This window comes from Micromonospora sp. CPCC 206171 (genome assembly GCF_036906755.1).
Classification (GTDB): Bacteria; Actinomycetota; Actinomycetes; order Mycobacteriales; family Micromonosporaceae; genus Micromonospora; species Micromonospora purpureochromogenes.
The window spans coordinates 49,115-65,588 of record NZ_JBAKHT010000020.1; the positions used below are offsets into that span (position 1 = coordinate 49,115).

Genomic DNA, 16,474 nt, shown 5'->3' on the forward strand with positions numbered 1-16,474 from the left:
CGAAGCCGCGCAACCACAGCCGGCACAACCGGAGCGACACGACCAAAGCCGCACGACCAAAGCCGCACGACTTATCGGGCATGACCCGAGCGGGCGCCCCGCAGCCTGGCCGCGTCGCCCTCGCCCACACCCGCCGAGCGTGCCCGCGCCCGCCGAGCGTGCCGGTCGTCAGCCGGCGAGCAGGGCGGCCATCCGCTGCGCCTGGGTCTCCCAGCGCCACTCCCGCTCCACCCAGGCCCGGCCGGCCGCCCCGAGCTGCCGGGCCAGGTCCCGGTCGGCGAGCAGGGTGGCCACCCGGTCGGCGAGCTGGGCGACGTCCCGGCCACGCACCACGTACCCGGTCTCCCCCTCGCGGACCGCGTCCGGCGCGCCGCCGGAGTCGCCGGCGACCACCGGCAGGCCGGTCGCGGAGGCCTCCAGGTAGACGATGCCGAGCCCTTCGACGTCCAGGCCACGGTTGCGGGTGCGACAGGGCATCGCGTAGACGTCACCGGCGGCGTAGTGCGCGGGCAGCTCGGCGGCGGGCACCGAGCCGGTGAAGACGACGTCGCGCTCCACGCCGGTCTGCCGGGCCAGCTTCTCCAGCGCCGCCCGGTACGGCCCGCCCCCGACCACCAGCAGCGCCGCGTCCGGGACCCGGCGGCGGATCTCCGGCATGGCCCGGATCAGCATGTCCTGCCCCTTGCGGGGCACCAGCCGGGACACGCACACCACCACCGGCCGGTCGGCCAGGCCCAGCCGGACGCGGACCGGCTCGCCGTCGACGGACGGGTGGTAGGTGTCCACGTCGACGCCGGGAGCCAGCCGGTGCAGATCCGTCACCCCGTGCAGCGCCCGTTCGAGCCGTACCCGGGTGTAGTCGCCGAGATAGGTGACCACGTCGGTGCCGCGGCCGATCCGGCGCAGCGCGGCCCGGGCGGCGGGCAGCGCGGCCCAGCCGACCTCGTGGCCGTGGGTCTGCGCGACCACCCGGCGGATCCCCGACCGGCGGCGCAGCCCGGCCGCCAGCAGGCCCAGCGGGGCGGCGGCGCCGAACCAGACGGTGTCGCAGCCGTGCTCGCGGGCCAGCCGGGCGGCCCGGCGGGCCACCAGCGGGGTGGGCAGCAGCACCCGGGTCCGCTCCCGGACCACCTCGAAGGGCTGGTCGGCGTCGAACTTCGCCGCCCCCCGCCAGCTGGAGGCGTAGACCACCACGGAGCCGGAGGGCTGGCGGACGGCGAGGTTGTGCACGAAGGACTGGATGCCGCCGGGGCGGGGTGGGAAGTCGTTGGTGATCAGCAGCGTCCGGCTCATCTACCGGCCTCCCTGGCGTAGGCGCGGGCGGCGGCCATCCGCTCCACGGTGGACGGGTGCGACGCCGACCAGAGGTACTCCCAGCGCGGCGGGTCGGGATCGGCCAGGTTGACCCCGGCCAGCCGGCGTTGCATCGCCTCGAAGGTGGCCGGGTCGCCGGTCAGCGCGAGCGCGTGCGCGTCGGCGCGCGCCTCGACCCGGCGCGAGACCAGCGCCTGCGCCGGTGCGGCGACCAGCCCGGCCACCGTCACCAGGGCGATCAGCAGCGGGAACGCGCGCGGCTCGGCGACCGAGTCGACGCCGGCCAGCCGCAACAGCGGCCCCCAGGAGCCCAGCAGGTAGAGCGCGACGACCGCGAGGGCGGCGCCGAGCGCGCCGGTGAGGGTGCCGGTCCAGACGTCCCGGTCCTTCGCGTGCCCCAGCTCGTGCGCGACCACGCTGGTCACCTCGGCCGGGGTGGCCTCGCGCAGCAGGGTGTCGTAGACCACCACCCGCCGGGTCGGCCCCAGCCCGGAGACGTACGCGTTGACCGCCTTCGTCCGTCGGGAGGCGTCGGCGACCAGCACGTCGCGCACCGGCACCCCGTCGCGAGCCGCCATCGCCATCAGCTCGGTGCGCAGCGGACCCTGCTCCATCGGGGTGAACCGGTTGAACACCGGCTCCACCAGCACCGGCAGCACGAACGACAGCAGCACGACCAGGCCGGCCGCCCCGGCGGCGCCGAACGCCCACCACCAGCGGGGGGCGAGCCGGGTCACGGTGTAGAAGCCGAGCAGCGCGATCGCGCCGATGACCGCGCTGACCGCGTACGACTTGAGCAGGTCGACAGCCCAGCCGCTCCAGCCGTGGGTGCTCAGCCCGTACCGGGTGAGCACGGACTGCCGCCAGGCGGCGAAGGGCAGGGTGAGCAGGTCGGCGAGGAGCACCACGGCGAGCCCGCCGAGCACCGCGCGGGCGGTCCAGTGGCCGCCGAAGGGGCGCCCCGCCAGTTCGACCAGGCGGGCGCCGAGCGGGGTGAGCCCGAGCAGCAGCGCCACCAGCAACCCGACCACCAGCGCGCCGTACGCGCCAGGGCGCAGCGCGGAGCGGAACTCCCGCGCGTGGGCCACCCGGTCGGCGGGAAGTTCGCCCAGCGCGGCGACCTGGTCGGCCCGGGGTGCCGGCGGCCGGCTCCACGGCACCAGCACGATGCTGGCGACCAGCAGCGCCAGCACCAGCCCGCCGAGGGTCAGCACCGCCCACCCGCGGGGGGTCACGCCGGCACCTCGTCCGCCGGCCCGCCGCCACCACGCCGTAACCGCGTCATGCCGCCGCTCCTCCCGCCGTGAGCGCCCATCCTATTGCCCGCCGCCACCGGGCCCGGCGCGGTGCCCGCGCGGTCCACGGGGCGGACGCCCCTGCGGGAACGGCGTGCCGGTCAGGCCACCCGGCGCCGGCGGGCGGCACGGGTCGGCGCGGCCTCGTGGGCCAGCACCTCCACGTCGAAGCCGGCCCGGGCGAACACCTCGACCGCCCGGAGCTCGGCCGGCCCGAGGTCGGCAGCCGGCGAGTCGGCGTCGAGCAGAGCCGTCACCAGGCAGCCGTTACAGCCGGCGCCGCGGATCCCGCACCTGTCGCAGTCGATGAGCATCGTGCCTCCCTGACGGAGTGCGGCGCGGCGGGTGCGACAGCCTGGTCACCACCCGCGCACCGTCGGTCAGGTCGGACACTAGTCACCGGGTACGACAGAACCGGACAACAGTGATCAAGAGTTAGGAACGGGCCAGTCGGCGCAGCAGCGAGTCCGCGCCGAGCGGGTACGCGCCGTGCCGGCGCACGCCGTCGGCGACCTCGCGGTCCGACGAGACCACCACCACCGGCCGGCCGGCCGGCTCGGCCCGGACCAGGCGGCGGATCAGCTCGTCGGCGGTCTCCCCCTTGCGGGAGAAGAGCACCCGCACGCCGCGCGGGGTGGGCGGCAGCCCGTGCATCCGCTCCGCCCCGTCGAAGACCACGGTGACCTCGTCGCCGGTCTGCGCGGCGATCCCGCCCAGCCCGGTGATCAGCCGTTTGCGCTGCTGTTCGAGGGACATCTCGCCGAAGCCGCGCTTGGTGACGTTGTAGCCGTCGACCACCAGGTGCGCCCGGGGCAGGGCGAGCAGCTGGTCCAGCCGGGCCGGGTCGTCGGTGTCCCGGGCGCGGGCGGCGGTGCCGGCGGGCGTGACCGCCGACGAGTCGGCGAACGCGTCGGCCACGAAGTCGGCCGGCAGCTTCTCCACCGGGTCCAGCGCCAGTTCCCGGCGCAGCCCGACGGCGGCCTGGCCGATGGTCTCCAGCAGCAGCCAGAGCCGGGCGTCGTCGACCGAGCGGGACTCCTTGGCGCTGGCCCGGGCCACCCCGGCCGCCGCCTCGGCCTCGGCCAGCCGGGCCCGCGCCCGGCGCAGCTCGGCGTCGCTGTCGGCGGCCGCCCGGGCCGCCCGGCCCCGCTCGGTGGCGAGCAGCTCGTTGGCCCGGCGTTCGCGCGCCTGCGTCTCCCGCAGCGTCCGCTGGACCTGACGGTTCTCCTCCCGCAACTGCCCCAGCTCCTCGCGGACCCGGGCCAGCTCGTCGCGGAGCTTCTCCGCCTCGACCCGGGCCACCGCCCGGTCGTGCTCGGCGCGGGTGGCCCGCTGCTCGGCCTCCCGGACCAGCTCGGCGATGACGGCGCTGTCCGCCTCGGCCCGCACGGCGGCGCCGCTGGCCTCGATCAGCTCCCGCCAGCCGCGGGGCCGGGCCAGGTACGCCAGCGCGGCCACCTCGACCGGGTCGGCGGCGGCCGGCGCGGTGCCCTCGACCACGGCGGCGCCCAGGTCGCCGGCGTCGGCGAGCACCCGCGCGGTGACCCGCTGGCGGAACAGCGGGTCGGCGGTGAGTTGGGCGGCGATCACCGGCGCGCCCAGCCGGGCGCGGCGGTTCGGGGCGAACTTCGCCACCCGGCGCAGCGGCACCGGCAACTCGTCGGCGGGCAGCCCGGGCAGCACCGCGGCGGTGAGCGTGACGATGCGCTGGCGGACCGGCTCGGGGAGGGTGGGCTCCGGCTCGGGCGCCCCCGCACCCGGTTCCGCTCCGCCGTCGGGCGCGGCGGTGGACGACCCCTCCTCCGGGAGGTGGTCGTCGTACGGCTCGGTGAGGGGCATGGGGCAAGTCTCCCACCGCGACCGGGCCCACCGCCGGGTGAGTGAGCCGATCTCTCATCCTAGACCGACGGTGACGGCTGGGACCGCTGCGACGGGAGTGTCGGACCGGGCCGCTAGCCTGCCGCGCGTGGCACCTGGCGAGTACGTCCAGCAGACGCTGGCCGGTCTGGATCCGACAGCGGGCGGCGGGGTGGACCCGGCGCTGCCGCTCTACGCGACGACCTTCGTGGTCGTCGACCTGGAGACGACGGGCGGCGCCCCGGACGGCGGCGGCATCACCGAGATCGGCGCGGTCAAGGTGCGCGGCGGCGAGGAGCTGGGGGTGCTGGCCACCCTGGTCAACCCCGGGGTGCCGATCCCGCCGTTCATCACCGTGCTGACCGGCATCACCCAGGCCATGCTGATCCCGGCCCCGCCGATCGAGCAGGTGCTGCCGAGCTTCCTGGAGTTCATCGCCGACGCCGTGCTGGTCGCCCACAACGCCCCCTACGACGTGGGCTTCCTCAAGGCGGCCTGCGCGAAGCACGGCTACCGCTGGCCCAACCCGCGGGTGCTCGACACCGCCGCCCTGGCCCGCCGGGTGCTCACCCGCGACGAGGTGCCCAACCGCAAGCTCGGCACCCTCGCCGCCTACTTCCGCACCGCCACCCAGCCCACCCACCGGGCGCTGGACGACGCCAAGGCCACCGTCGACGTGCTGCACGGGCTGATCGGGCGGCTGGGCGGGCACCGGGTGGACACGGTCGGCGAGGCCATCGAGTTCGCCCGCGCGGTCACCCCCACCCAGCGCCGCAAGCGGCACCTCGCCGAGGGCCTGCCCAAGGTGCCCGGGGTCTACATCTTCCGGGCCGCCGACGACCGGCCGCTCTACGTCGGCACCTCCGGCGACATCGCCACCCGGGTGCGCAGCTACTTCACCGCGGCGGAGAAGCGGGCCCGGATCTCGGAGATGCTGGCCGCCGCCGAGCGGGTGGAGGCGGTCGAGTGCGCCCACCCGCTGGAGGCCGAGGTCCGCGAGCTGCGGCTGATCGCGGCGCACGCCCCGCCGTACAACCGGCGCTCCAAGTTCCCGGAGCGGATGGTCTGGCTCAAGCTGACCGACGGTCCCTATCCGCGGCTGTCGGTGGTGCGCAGCCTCGCCCCCGGCGACACCGCCTACCTGGGGCCGTTCCGCTCCAAGCAGGCCGCCGAGCTGGCCGCCGCCGGTTTCCACGACGCCGTCCCGCTGCGCCAGTGCACCCACCGGCTCTCGCTGCGCACGGTCACGCCGGCCTGCGCGCTGGCCGAGCTGGGTCGCTGCCCGGCGCCCTGCGAGCACCGGATCACCCCCGAGGAGTACGACCACCGCGCCGCCGCACCGTTTCGCACGGCGACGGCCAGCGACCCGCAGGTGGTGGTCGACGCCCTGCTCGCCCGGATCGAGACGCTGTCGGCGGGCCAGCGCTACGAGGAGGCGGCGGTGGTGCGCTCCCGGCTGGCGGCGGTGCTGCGGGCGAGCGTACGCATGCAGCGGCTGGCCGGGCTGACCCGGATCGCCGAGCTGACCGCGGCCCGGCGTGCTCCCGGCGGGGGCTGGGAGCTGGCGCTGGTCCGGCACGGCCGGCTCGCCGGGGCGGGGGTCTCCCCGTCCGGGGTCCATCCTCGACCGACCATCACCGCGATCCGGGCCACCGCCGAGACGGTGGAGCCCGGTCACGGGCCGGTGCCGCGCGCCTCCGCCGAGGAGACCGAACGCATCCTGTCCTGGTTGGAGCGGCCGGAGACCCGGCTGGTGGAGATGTCCTCCGAGTGGTCCTCGCCGGTGTCCGGTGCGGGCCGCTTCCGCGACCTGCTGGCCAAGGCCGAGAACGGCGGATCCCACCAACTCTCGACCGAACGCTCATGAGCAAGTGACCGATCGGACGACGGTGACTGACTTAGGCTGTTAAGGGAGTGCAGTCCTGCCCGTTTCGTGGGCCTGCTTCCGGTTACCAGAGATGGTGATCGCGGAGCCGGGGTGAGGAGGTGTCCCTCGTGGACGTCGACGCCGGACACGGCGCCGCCCTGGGGGGCGCGCTCCCGACCCAGCCCGGGGAGCTGCCGCTGGCCCGCCGGCTGCGGTCCCTGCTCACCTGGCCGACCAACGACACCGACCCGGTCAACCATCTGGTCCGCACCCACCGGGGCATCCACGCCAGTGCCGAGACGTCGGTGCTGCGCCGGGCGTACACGATCGCGGAGAACATGCACCGCGGCCAGTTCCGCAAGAGCGGCGAGCCGTACATCACCCACCCGCTGGCGGTCGCCCAGATCTGCGCCGACCTCGGCATGGACACCACCACCCTGGTGGCGGCGCTGCTGCACGACACGGTGGAGGACACCCGCTACACGCTGCAGGCGCTCTGCGAGGACTTCGGCCGCGCGGTGGCCCACCTGGTCGACGGGGTGACCAAGTTCGACAAGGAGTTCTACGGCAAGGCCGCCGAGGCGGAGACGATCCGCAAAATGATCATCGCGGCGGGCAAGGACGTCCGGGTGCTGATCATCAAGCTGGCCGACCGGCTGCACAACATGCGTACTCTCGGCGTGCGCTCGGCGGCGTCCCGCGAGCGGATCGCCCGCAAGACCCAGGAGGTGCTCGTTCCGCTCTGCGACCGGCTGGGCATCCAGACCCTCAAACGCGAGCTGGACGACGTGGTGCTACTGCACCTGCATCCCGAGGAGCACGCCCGGATCGCCCGGCACGTGCACGACCGGCCCGGGTGGGACGCCTACCTGGACGATGTGGTCGCCCAGACCAGGACGGCGCTGCGCCGCAGCCGGGTCGACGCCGAGGTGAGCCCCCGACCCCGGCACCTCTACTCGATCTGGAAGGACACCGTCGCCGGTGGCCACACCGCCCCGTTCGACCTGCCCCGGATCGTGATCGTGGTGGACGGCCCGGCCACCGACTGCTACGCCGCGCTCGGCGCGGTGCACGGGCGCTGGCGGCCCGTCCCCGGCCGTTTCAAGGACTTCATCGCCTCCCCGAAGAACAACCTCTACCGGTCGCTGCACACCAGCGTCTGCGGCCCGCAGGACCGCACCGTCGAGGTGCTGATCCGCACCCGCGAGATGCACCGCTCCGCCGAGTACGGCGTCGCCGCCGACTTCCGCTTCCCCCGCTCCTCCGGCGAGGCGGCCCAGGCCGAGCAGCTGGCCTGGCTGCGCCGGGTACTCGACTGGGAGCAGGAGGCGCCCGACCCGGCCCAGTTCCTCCAGTCGCTGCGCTGCGACCTGGCCGAGACCCAGATCCAGGTGGTCGCCGACGGCCGGCAGGTCGTGCTCCCGGCCGGGGCCACCCCGGTCGACCTGGCGTACGAGCTGGGCACCGAGTGGGGCGACCACTGCCTGGCCGCCCGGATCAACGGCCGGCTGGCGCCGCTCTCGTCCGAACTGGACGAGGGCGACGTGGTGGAGATCTTCACCGAGAACGACGCGGAGAGCGGCTTCGAGGCCGACTCGGCGCCGCGCGGGCCGCGGCGCGAGTGGCTGGGCTTCGTCAAGTCGCCGCACGCGCAGATGCAGATCAGCCGCTGGTTCGCCGAGCACACCGAGCCGGGCATCTCGATCGCCGACAAGGTACGACTCGGCCGGGCGACGATCGGGCTGGCGCTGCGCAAGCACGACCGGGGGCTGGCCAGTGACCTGCCGCTGCTGCGGCTCTCCGAGGAGCTCGGCTACCCCGACCTGGAGACCCTGCTGGTGGCGGTCTTCGACCGGGCGGTCGAGCCCGACGCCGTCGTTCGGCAGCTCATCGATCTGGTCGACCACCGCCAGTGATTCCCGCCCGGTCCGGCCGTCCTGACGCGGGTGGTGGGGCCGGGGGGCGGGTGGGGGCCGGAGGGCCTAGCCTGGAGTCATGATCCCCCGCTCGCGCGCCACCGGCCGGGCCGTCGCCTACAAGGTCTTCTACCGCCTTCCGGTGGGGATGCGCCGCCGCCTGGTCCGGCTCGCCGTGCCGAAGTACGTCGTCGGCGCGGTCACCCTGGTCCGGGACAGCGAGGCCGAGGGGAGCGGCCGGCTCCTGCTGCTGCGCCAACCGCCCGGGTACAGCTGGACCCTCCCGGCCGGCCTGCTCCAGCGCGCCGAGGCCCCGGTCGTCGGCGCGGCCCGCGAGCTGTACGAGGAGTCGGGCATCCGGCTCTCCCCCGACCGGCTCCGCCCGGCTGTCCCGAACGCCCTGGTACACGCCAAGGGCTGGGTCGACATGGTCTTCGAGGTGGAGGTGCCGGCCTCGACCACCGAGCTGACGGTGGACGGCGCGGAGGTCTACGAGGCCGCCTGGCACCCGATGGACGACCTGCCCCGGCTCAGCCGGGCCACCGCCTTCCTGCTCGGCCACTACGGGATCGGGCCGCTGGCCGGGCAGATCCCGCCCACCGGCCGCGCGGCGTGACCGCGATCCCCGACCGGCCACGCCGCGTCACCGCGACCCCCGACCGGCCGTCGCCCCGGCCGGCCGGCGACCCGGCGCCGGTGCCGCCGGCGGGGATCTGCGCGGTGGTGCTCGCCGCCGGCGAGGGGACCCGCCTGCGGCCGCTCACCGAGCGGGTGCCCAAGGCGCTCTGCCCGGTCGGCAACGTGCCGCTGCTGGACCGCGCGCTGGCCCGACTCGCCGGGCTGGGCCTGACCGGTCCCGGGACGGTGGCGGTCAACGCCAGCTACCTCGCCGACCAGGTGGTCGCCCACGTCGGTGCGCGGGCCCACCTCTCCGTCGAGCCGGACGGCCCGCTGGGCACCGCCGGGGGCGTGGGCAGGCTGCGGGACTGGATCGCCGGGCGCGGCGTGCTGGTCGGCAACGCCGACGCGTACCTCGCCGACCCGGCGGCCGCCCCCGGGCCGGACGTCGCCGCGCTGCTCGACGGCTGGGACGGGCGGAGCGTACGCCTGCTCGGCCAGCCCGCCGCGGACCCGGCGGCCCCCGGCACGTTCGACGGACACGAGTTCACCGGCTTCTCCCTGCTGCCCTGGCGGCTGGTCCGGGCGCTGCCGGCGACCTTCGGCGACCTGGTCCGGGCGGTGTGGCGGCCGGCGGAGGCGGCCGGGGCGCTGGAGGTGGTGGCGTACCCCGGCACGTTCTACGACACCGGCACCCCGGCCGACTACCTGGCGGCCAACCTGCACGCCGCCGGCGACGGCGAACTGCTCGATCCCGGCGCCATCGTGACCGGCCGGGTGCGCCGCGCGGTGGTCGGGGCGGGCGCGGTGGTCCGCGGCGACGTGGAGCGGGTGGTCGTCTGGCCCGGCGCCACCGTCGACGAGGGCGAACGGCTGTGCGACGTGATCCGGGCCGGCGGGGCGCTGACCGTGCCGGCGGGCTGAGCGGCCCGCGCCGGTCCGGTCCTGCGCCGACCGGTCAGCATCTAGCATGAGCCACGACGTCGACGAACGGAGAAGCGTCCAGTGATCACCGCGATCGTCCTGATCGACTGCGCCACCGACTCGATTCCCGAGGTGGCCGAGGCCCTGGCCAACCTGCCCGGCGTCAGCGAGGTCTACTCGGTGGCCGGGCACGTCGACCTGATCGCCATGGTCCGGGTCCGCGAGTTCGAGCAGATCGCCCAGGTCATCGCCGGCAGCATCTCCAAGGTGCCCGGCGTGCTCAACACCGAGTCGCACATCGCGTTCCGGGCGTACTCCCAGCACGACCTGGAGGAGACGTTCGCGATCGGGCTGGCCGGCGCCGACTGACCGGTGAACGCACGGTGGCCGGCCCACCCCGGAGGGCGGACCGGCCACCGTCGGCCGTGCGGTGACGTCAGCTGGTACCCGGAGCCGGCGTCTCGGTGGTGCCACCCGGCGACTCGGGCGTGCCGCCCGGGGCCGGGGACTCGGTGGTGCCGCCCGGCGCCGGCGTGGTGGTGCCGCTCGGGCTGGGCGTGCCGGTGGCGCTGGCCTCCGGCACCGGGATGCCGAGCTGCCGCGCGAGGTTCACCAGCTCGTCGTAGTGCGCCTGGAGCACCGGCAGCGCGGTCTGCGCCAGCTGGATCACCGACTGCTCCTGACCCTGCGAGATCTCGGTCTGGGTGGCCTGGATCGCCTGGATGTGCGCGGCGAGCTGCGCGGTCACCCACTGGCGGTCGAACTCCTCGCCCCTGGCGTTGTTCAGCCGGTCGAGGATCTGCCGCTGGTCGGCGGTCGGGTCGTTCGGCAGTTGCACACCCAACTGGGAGGCGGTCTGCTGGACCGACTGGTCCAGCTGGGTGTGGTCGGTCCTGAACATCTCGCCGAGCCGCTTGACCTCCTGGTTCTGGCCCTTCTCCCGGGCCAGCTCACCAGCTCTGATCTCGAACAGGTTGGACTGGTGCACCGCCTGCAGGTACTGGCTGTCCTGCGTCGACGGCTGTGCCGCGGCCTGCACGGCCGCGGCAGGCGCCAGACCGACCAGCACCAGTGCGGCCAGCAGGCCGAGGCGTTTGATTCCCAACATGTTCCCTCCCCGTTGACGTTGGACCGCACGGATACCCGGCTGGCGGGGGTTATTCCTGCGTTTCCACCCGTCGGTGGGCGGGTTGCGGGGTGGGCAGGGCGGACCCGGACGAACGTCGCGGAAATGGACGTGGCGCCCACCGGAGAACTCCGGCGGGCGCCACGGTCGGGTACGTCGTCAGCGACGGCTTTCGCCGCTGCCGATCTCCTCGCGCTCGCGGCGGGGCTCGACCGGCGGGTGCCCCGGCGAGACCGGCGCCTCGGCCGGCTTCTCGATCGGGTAGAAGAAGCCCCGGATGGCCGGGCCGAGAGCCCCGAGCCGGTTCATCTTCTTCGGCACCACCCAGCCGACGTAGTCCAGCTCGCCGTGCCCGTCGTGGCCGTCCACCGCGGTGAGCGGCTGGTGGACCTCGACGAACCGGCCGTCCGGCAGGCGCCGGATGATGCCGGTCTCCACACCGTGGGCCAGCACCTCCCGGTCGTGCTGCTGGAGACCGAGGCAGAGCCGGTACGCCACGTAGTACGCCAGCGGCGGGACCACGAGCAGGCCGATCCGGCCCGCCCAGGTCATCGCGTTCAGGCTGATCTGGAACTTGTCCGCGATCACGTCGTTGCCGCCGGAGAGGGTCAGCACCACGAAGAACGACACCGCCATGGCGCCCGCCGCGGTCCGGGCCGGTACGTCCCGGGGCCGCTGGAGCAGGTTGTGGTGCTTGCGGTCCTTGAGGTGCCGCGCCTCCATGAACGGGTAGAACAGGGAGATCGCGACCAGGATGCCCGGCAGCACGACCGTCGGCCAGAACAGCGGCGGGATGACGTACCCGTCGCCGATCGGGATGGTGATCTCCCAGGCCGGCATGAGTCGGGTCGAGCCGTCGAGGAACATGACGTACCAGTCGGGCTGGCTGGCGGCCGAGACCACCCACGCCTCGTACGGACCGAAGTACCAGATCGGGTTGATCTGGAAGAGGCCACCCATCAGCGCGATCACGCCGAAGACGACCATGAAGAAGCCGCCCTGCTTGAGCGCGTAGCGCGGGAACATCCGCTCGCCGACCACGTTCTCGTTGGTCCGGCCGGGGCCGGGCCACTGGGTGTGCTTCTGCTTGAACACCAGGCCCAGGTGGACGGTGATCAGCGCCACCAGCAGACCCGGGATCAGCAGCACGTGGGCGATGAAGAAGCGGCTGATGATGATCTCGCCCGGGAACTCCCCGCCGAAGATCGACGAGGTGACCCAGGAGCCGATCACCGGGATCGACAGCATGATGGCCGAGGCGATCCGCAGGCCGGTGCCGGACAGGCCGTCGTCCGGCAGCGAGTAGCCGGTGAAGCCGGCCAGGAAGCCGACCCAGAACAGCAGCGAGCCGATGATCCAGTTCGTCTCACGCGGCTTGCGGAACGCGCCGGTGAAGAAGACCCGCAGCATGTGCACGACGATCGAGGCCATGAACAGCAGCGCCGCCCAGTGGTGCATCTGCCGCATGATCAGACCGCCCCGGACGTCGAACGACAGGTCCAGGCTGGAGGCGTACGCGGCCGACATCGGCGTGCCCCGCAGCGGGGCGTAGCTGCCGTCGTAGACCACCTCGGTCATCGCCGGCTCGAAGAAGAAGGTCAGGAAGACACCGGTCAGCAGCAGCACGACGAACGAGAAGAGGGCGATCTCGCCGAGCAGGAAGGACCAGTGGTCCGGGAAGACCTTGTTGAGCAGCTTGCGCAGCGGGGTGGCCACCTGGAACCGGTCGTCCACCGCCCCGGCCGTCTTGGCCGGCACCGCTGCTACGTCGAACTTTCGGCGCTTCATGGCCGCTCCCAGAAGTCGGGGCCGATGGTTTCGGTGTAGTCGGACTTCGCCACGAAGAAGCCCTCCTCGTCCACCTCGATCGGCAGCTGCGGCAGCCGACGGCTGGCCGGACCGAAGATGGGCCGGGCGTTGTCGGTGATCAGGAACTGCGACTGGTGGCACGGGCAGAGCAGCCGGTTGGTCTGCTGCTCGTACAGGCTCGCCGGGCAGCCGGCGTGCGTGCAGATCTTGGAGTACGCCGCGTAGTTGCCCCACATGAAGTCCTGGCGGCCCAACCGCGCGTTGGCCTCGCGGGACTCCTGGGCGTCCGTCTCGCGCAGGTGGATCAGCAGGGTCGGCGAGTCGGCGTGCTTGTTGCTCACGCCGTGCTCGATGCCCGGGAAGACGGTCAGCTGGCCACCGGCGCTGATGTCGGCCGGGCGGATCGGCCGGCCGTCCTCACGGACCAGCCGGACCTTGCGGCCGCCCTCGGCCGGCGCGAAGCCGGTGGTGAACATCTGGTTGTTCTTGTGCGGGTGCGAGATCAGGCCACCGATCAGCGGGGCCGCGACGACCGCGCCGACCGGCAGCAGGCCCGCCGCCAGCGAGACGCCGAGCAGCGGACGACGCCGCACGCCCATCTCGTCGGCCAGGTAGAGCATGGTCTCCCCGGTGATCTTGCGATCCTCCGGCGCCCCCGGCTGGTCGTGCCGGTCCTGGATCGAGACCTCCTTGGGCAGCAGCTTCTTGCCCCAGGTGAGGATGCCGAAGCCGACGGCCAGGAGCGCGACGCCCAGGGTGACGCCGAGCAGCGGGGTGTACCACTTGTCACCGCCGCGGCCGGCCTCCCACTTCCACGGCCACCAGATGTAGATGACCAGGAAGGCGGTGGCCGCGAGGCCGGTGAGGAGGAAGAACAGGGCGACCGTACGGGTCAGCCGGCGCTCGGCCTTGCTGCCCGGCGCGACCTGCTCCTCGTAGTGGACGATCTCGATGTCGTCCCGACGCGCGCCCTCCAGGACGATGTCGAACCGGGACAGCCGGGGGTCCATGACGTCGAGCGGCTCCGGACCCTGCGGGGCCTGGTGCTCGGTGTGGGTGCTCATGCCGTCACCTCGCTACGGGCGGTGCCGACGCACGGCACCACGGCAATGGTACTGACGTTCGACCGGGTCACGACTTGCCCGCAATCCACAGGCTGGCGAAGACCAGCGCGACGATGCCGAACAGGAAGGCCGCCAGGCCCTCGGTGGAGGGGCCGTACCGGCCGAGGTTGAAGCCACCCTGGTCCTGGTCGTGCTTCAGCGTCTCCTGGATGTAGGCGATGATGTCCGCCTTCTGCTCCGGGGTGATCTGGTTGTCGCCGAACACCGGCATGTTCTGCGGGCCGCTCAGCATGGCGGCGTAGATCTGCCGGTCGCTGGCCGGGCGCAGGCTCGGGGCGAACTTGCCCGAGGAGAGCGCGCCGCCGCCACCACCGAAGGCGTGGCACTGCGAGCAGTTGATCCGGAACAGCTCGCCGCCGGTCGCCAGGTCGGCGCCCTCACGCAGGTGCCCCTCGGGGACCTGCGGGCCGCCACCGAGCTCCTGGACGTACTGGGCGAGCTGGCGCACCTGCTCGTCGGTGAAGACCGGGGGCTTGCGCTGGGCCTGGGCCTCCTGTCGGGCCATCGGCATGCGGCCGGTGCCCACCTGGAACTCGACCGAGGCGGCGCCCACGCCGACCAGGCTCGGGCCACGACCCTCGACACCCTGCGCGTTGCGACCGTGGCAGGTCACGCAGCTCACGTCGAACAGCGCCTTGCCCTCGGCGGCGGCGCCGGTCAGCGGCGGGTTTTCCTGCGCCTGCACGCCCGGGGCGAAGACGGTGTAGGCGCCGCCGGCCAGCGTCAGCGCGGCGATCAGCCGGACCGCGGCGCCCAGCCGGCGGCGGCCCCTGCTGCGCGCTACGGGCCGCCCGCGCAGGCGCGCGAGCAGACCGCGTCGGCGGTCGTTGTCAGAAGTCATGACCTGTGTCCTTAACCGGTTGGACCTTGTCTCAGGGGACGGAGCAGCGGCGCGGTTCGTGACGCGCCAAGATCACTGGAGCCAGTAGATCATGGCGTAGAGCCCGATCCACACCACGTCGACGAAGTGCCAGTAGTACGACACGACGATCGCCGAGGTGGCCTGCGCCGGGGTGAACCGGCCCATGGTGGTGCGGATCATGAAGATGATGAAGGCGATCAGGCCGCCGGTCACGTGCAGGCCGTGGAAGCCGGTGGTGAGGTAGAACATCGACCCGTAACCGTCTTCGTTGATCTTCACGCCCTCGTGCACCAGGGTGCGGTACTCGTTCACCTGGCCGAGCACGAAGATCAGGCCCATCACGAAGGTGATCGTGAACCAACGCCGCAGGGCGTGGACGTCGCCCTTCTCCGCCGCGAAGACACCGAGCTGGCAGGTCACCGAGGACAACACCAGGATCACCGTGAAGGTGGTCGCGTACGGGATGTTGAGGTGCTCGGTGTGCTTCTCCCACTGCTCCGGCGCTGCCGCGCGGATGGAGAAGTACATCGCGAACAGCGCCGCGAAGAACATGAGTTCGCTGGAGAGCCACACGATCGTCCCGACGCTGACCATGTTGGGTCGGGTCAGGGAGTGGATCCGGCTCTTGTCAATGGCTGGGGCCGCAGTCACGCGGTCATTATTGCCCTTGACCGGGGCGGGCGATCAGCGGGGGGCCAAACCCGGGCGGGGGATGGCCCGATCGTGGTGGTCCGGTTCGCCTGGCCTAGCCTGAAAAGCGTGCTGCACGTCGATTCGATCTTCGCCGCGACCTCGGCGGGCCCGTCGGCCGTCCTCGCCGCCGGGGGCGAGGCCGTCCCGCCGCCGTTCACCATCGCCCGGGTCTTCACCGAGACCCGGCTGGACAGCTGGCTCGCCCTCGGGCTGGTGCTGGCCGCCGGACTCTACCTCTACGGGGTCTACCGGCTGCGGCTGCGCGGGGACGCCTGGCCGGTCCTTCGGACGATCTTCTTCCTCGGCCCGGGCCTGGGCGGCATCGCCGCGGTCACGGTCAGTGGCCTGCACGCGTACGACACGGCGCTGCTGTCGGTGCACATGGTGCAGCACATGGTGCTGTCGATGATCGCGCCGATCTTCCTCGCCCTGGGCGCTCCGGTCACCCTCGCGCTGCGCACGCTGCCGGTACGCCCCCGCAAGCGGCTGCTGGCGGTCGTGCACAGCCGGTTCGCGAAGGTCTACAGCTTCCCGCTGGTGGCGTTCAGCATCTTCGTGGTGAACCCGTTCGCGCTCTACTTCAGTGGTCTCTACCACTACACGCTGGAGCACGCCTGGGCGCACGAACTGGTGCACGCGCACTTCATCGCCACCGGCTGCGTGTTCTTCTGGCCGCTGCTCGGCCTCGACCCGTTGCCCGGGCGGTGGCCGTACCCGGCGCGGGCGCTGCTGATGCTGCTCTCCGTGCCGTTCCACACGGTGCTCGGCCTCACCATCATGCAGAGCACCACGCTGCTCGGCGGGGACTGGTACCCGTCGCTCAACCTGTCCTGGTCGGACCCCTGGAACGACCAGGTGGTCGCCGGCGGCATCCTCTGGGCCGGCGGCGAGTTCGTCAGTGTGACGATGCTCGCGGTGCTGGTCGTGCAGTGGATCCGGCAGTCCGAGCGGGAGGCCCGCCGGCTCGACCGCGAGCTGGACCGCCAGGAGGCCCGCGACCGCGCCGCCGACGCCGCCGCGACCGCCGCGGCCGCGACCCCCGCCCCGGGCACCCCGGCCTGAGCTGCGC

Annotated in this window: 15 protein-coding genes; 6 read left to right on the plus strand and 9 right to left on the minus strand. The window is 73.3% G+C overall.

Annotation, left to right across the window (positions count from 1 at the left end; translation table 11 throughout):
• Positions 1-168: 168 nt before the first annotated feature.
• The 4 genes from V6U89_RS21600 to V6U89_RS21615 form a co-directional block, all read right to left on the minus strand.
• Positions 169-1,293: a glycosyltransferase family 4 protein gene (locus V6U89_RS21600; protein WP_334573166.1), complete on the minus strand. Its 1,125-nt coding sequence runs from the start codon at positions 1,291-1,293 to the stop codon at positions 169-171.
• Positions 1,290-2,549, minus strand: a complete 1,260-nt coding sequence (locus V6U89_RS21605) for a M48 family metallopeptidase (protein ID WP_334573167.1) — start codon at positions 2,547-2,549, stop codon at positions 1,290-1,292. Before V6U89_RS21605 ends, V6U89_RS21600 begins: the two co-directional genes overlap by 4 nt.
• 161 nt (positions 2,550-2,710) lie before the next feature.
• Entirely contained in the window at positions 2,711-2,923 is a 213-nt protein-coding gene (locus V6U89_RS21610) for a hypothetical protein (RefSeq protein ID WP_088961052.1), read from the minus strand.
• A gap of 121 nt (positions 2,924-3,044) precedes the next feature.
• Complete coding sequence (locus V6U89_RS21615; RefSeq protein ID WP_334573168.1) at positions 3,045-4,448, minus strand: NYN domain-containing protein; 1,404 nt, start codon at positions 4,446-4,448, stop codon at positions 3,045-3,047.
• A 127-nt stretch (positions 4,449-4,575) separates the two neighbouring features.
• Between V6U89_RS21615 and V6U89_RS21620 the strand changes: the two genes are divergently transcribed.
• The 5 genes from V6U89_RS21620 to V6U89_RS21640 all read left to right on the plus strand — a co-directional run bounded on the left by V6U89_RS21620 (position 4,576) and on the right by V6U89_RS21640 (position 10,160).
• Positions 4,576-6,333 (plus strand): DEDD exonuclease domain-containing protein, encoded by a 1,758-nt coding sequence (locus V6U89_RS21620; RefSeq protein WP_334573169.1) that lies wholly within the window; start codon positions 4,576-4,578, stop codon positions 6,331-6,333.
• A gap of 128 nt (positions 6,334-6,461) precedes the next feature.
• Positions 6,462-8,249 carry a RelA/SpoT family protein gene (locus tag V6U89_RS21625; protein WP_334573228.1) on the plus strand — a complete coding sequence of 596 codons (1,788 nt, stop codon included), beginning with the start codon at positions 6,462-6,464 and terminating at the stop codon, positions 8,247-8,249.
• 79 nt (positions 8,250-8,328) lie between these two features.
• Positions 8,329-8,865 (plus strand): NUDIX hydrolase, encoded by a 537-nt coding sequence (locus tag V6U89_RS21630; RefSeq protein ID WP_334573170.1) that lies wholly within the window; start codon positions 8,329-8,331, stop codon positions 8,863-8,865.
• Positions 8,866-8,945: 80 nt separating this feature from the next.
• The gene (locus V6U89_RS21635; protein WP_334573229.1) at positions 8,946-9,791 is read left to right on the plus strand and encodes a sugar phosphate nucleotidyltransferase; all 846 of its coding nucleotides are present in this window, start codon (positions 8,946-8,948) and stop codon (positions 9,789-9,791) included.
• A gap of 81 nt (positions 9,792-9,872) precedes the next feature.
• Positions 9,873-10,160, plus strand: coding sequence for an Lrp/AsnC family transcriptional regulator (locus V6U89_RS21640; protein ID WP_334573171.1), 288 nt, complete (start codon positions 9,873-9,875; stop codon positions 10,158-10,160).
• A 67-nt stretch (positions 10,161-10,227) separates the two neighbouring features.
• Here the strand turns inward: V6U89_RS21640 and V6U89_RS21645 are convergent, their stop codons facing one another.
• The 5 genes from V6U89_RS21645 to ctaE form a co-directional block, all read right to left on the minus strand.
• Positions 10,228-10,899 carry a DUF4142 domain-containing protein gene (locus tag V6U89_RS21645; RefSeq protein WP_334573172.1) on the minus strand — a complete coding sequence of 224 codons (672 nt, stop codon included), beginning with the start codon at positions 10,897-10,899 and terminating at the stop codon, positions 10,228-10,230.
• A 177-nt stretch (positions 10,900-11,076) separates the two neighbouring features.
• Positions 11,077-12,705 (minus strand): cytochrome bc1 complex cytochrome b subunit, encoded by a 1,629-nt coding sequence (qcrB, locus tag V6U89_RS21650; protein ID WP_334573173.1) that lies wholly within the window; start codon positions 12,703-12,705, stop codon positions 11,077-11,079.
• Positions 12,702-13,790, minus strand: coding sequence for a cytochrome bc1 complex Rieske iron-sulfur subunit (qcrA, locus tag V6U89_RS21655; RefSeq protein WP_334573174.1), 1,089 nt, complete (start codon positions 13,788-13,790; stop codon positions 12,702-12,704). Before qcrA ends, qcrB begins: the two co-directional genes overlap by 4 nt.
• Before the next feature lie 67 nt (positions 13,791-13,857).
• Positions 13,858-14,691, minus strand: coding sequence for a cytochrome bc1 complex diheme cytochrome c subunit (gene qcrC / locus V6U89_RS21660; protein ID WP_334573175.1), 834 nt, complete (start codon positions 14,689-14,691; stop codon positions 13,858-13,860).
• Between the two features lie 72 nt (positions 14,692-14,763).
• Positions 14,764-15,363, minus strand: a complete 600-nt coding sequence (ctaE, locus tag V6U89_RS21665) for an aa3-type cytochrome oxidase subunit III (RefSeq protein WP_154943958.1) — start codon at positions 15,361-15,363, stop codon at positions 14,764-14,766.
• Between the two features lie 108 nt (positions 15,364-15,471).
• Between ctaE and V6U89_RS21670 the strand changes: the two genes are divergently transcribed.
• A complete protein-coding gene (locus tag V6U89_RS21670; protein WP_442933965.1) occupies positions 15,472-16,467 on the plus strand; it encodes a cytochrome c oxidase assembly protein in 996 nt (331 codons plus the stop codon).
• The last annotated feature ends 7 nt before the right edge of the window (positions 16,468-16,474 follow it).

Excerpts from the sequence above, each read along its gene's own strand:
- qcrB (WP_334573173.1), bottom strand. The coding sequence starts at position 12,705 with ATGAAGCGCCGAAAGTTCGACGTAGCAGCGGTGCCGGCCAAGACGGCC.
- V6U89_RS21645 (WP_334573172.1), bottom strand. The coding sequence starts at position 10,899 with ATGTTGGGAATCAAACGCCTCGGCCTGCTGGCCGCACTGGTGCTGGTC.
- V6U89_RS21630 (WP_334573170.1), top strand. The coding sequence starts at position 8,329 with ATGATCCCCCGCTCGCGCGCCACCGGCCGGGCCGTCGCCTACAAGGTC.
- qcrC (WP_334573175.1), bottom strand. The coding sequence starts at position 14,691 with ATGACTTCTGACAACGACCGCCGACGCGGTCTGCTCGCGCGCCTGCGC.
- qcrA (WP_334573174.1), bottom strand. The coding sequence starts at position 13,790 with ATGAGCACCCACACCGAGCACCAGGCCCCGCAGGGTCCGGAGCCGCTC.
- V6U89_RS21610 (WP_088961052.1), bottom strand. The coding sequence starts at position 2,923 with ATGCTCATCGACTGCGACAGGTGCGGGATCCGCGGCGCCGGCTGTAAC.
- V6U89_RS21615 (WP_334573168.1), bottom strand. The coding sequence starts at position 4,448 with ATGCCCCTCACCGAGCCGTACGACGACCACCTCCCGGAGGAGGGGTCG.
- V6U89_RS21600 (WP_334573166.1), bottom strand. The coding sequence starts at position 1,293 with ATGAGCCGGACGCTGCTGATCACCAACGACTTCCCACCCCGCCCCGGC.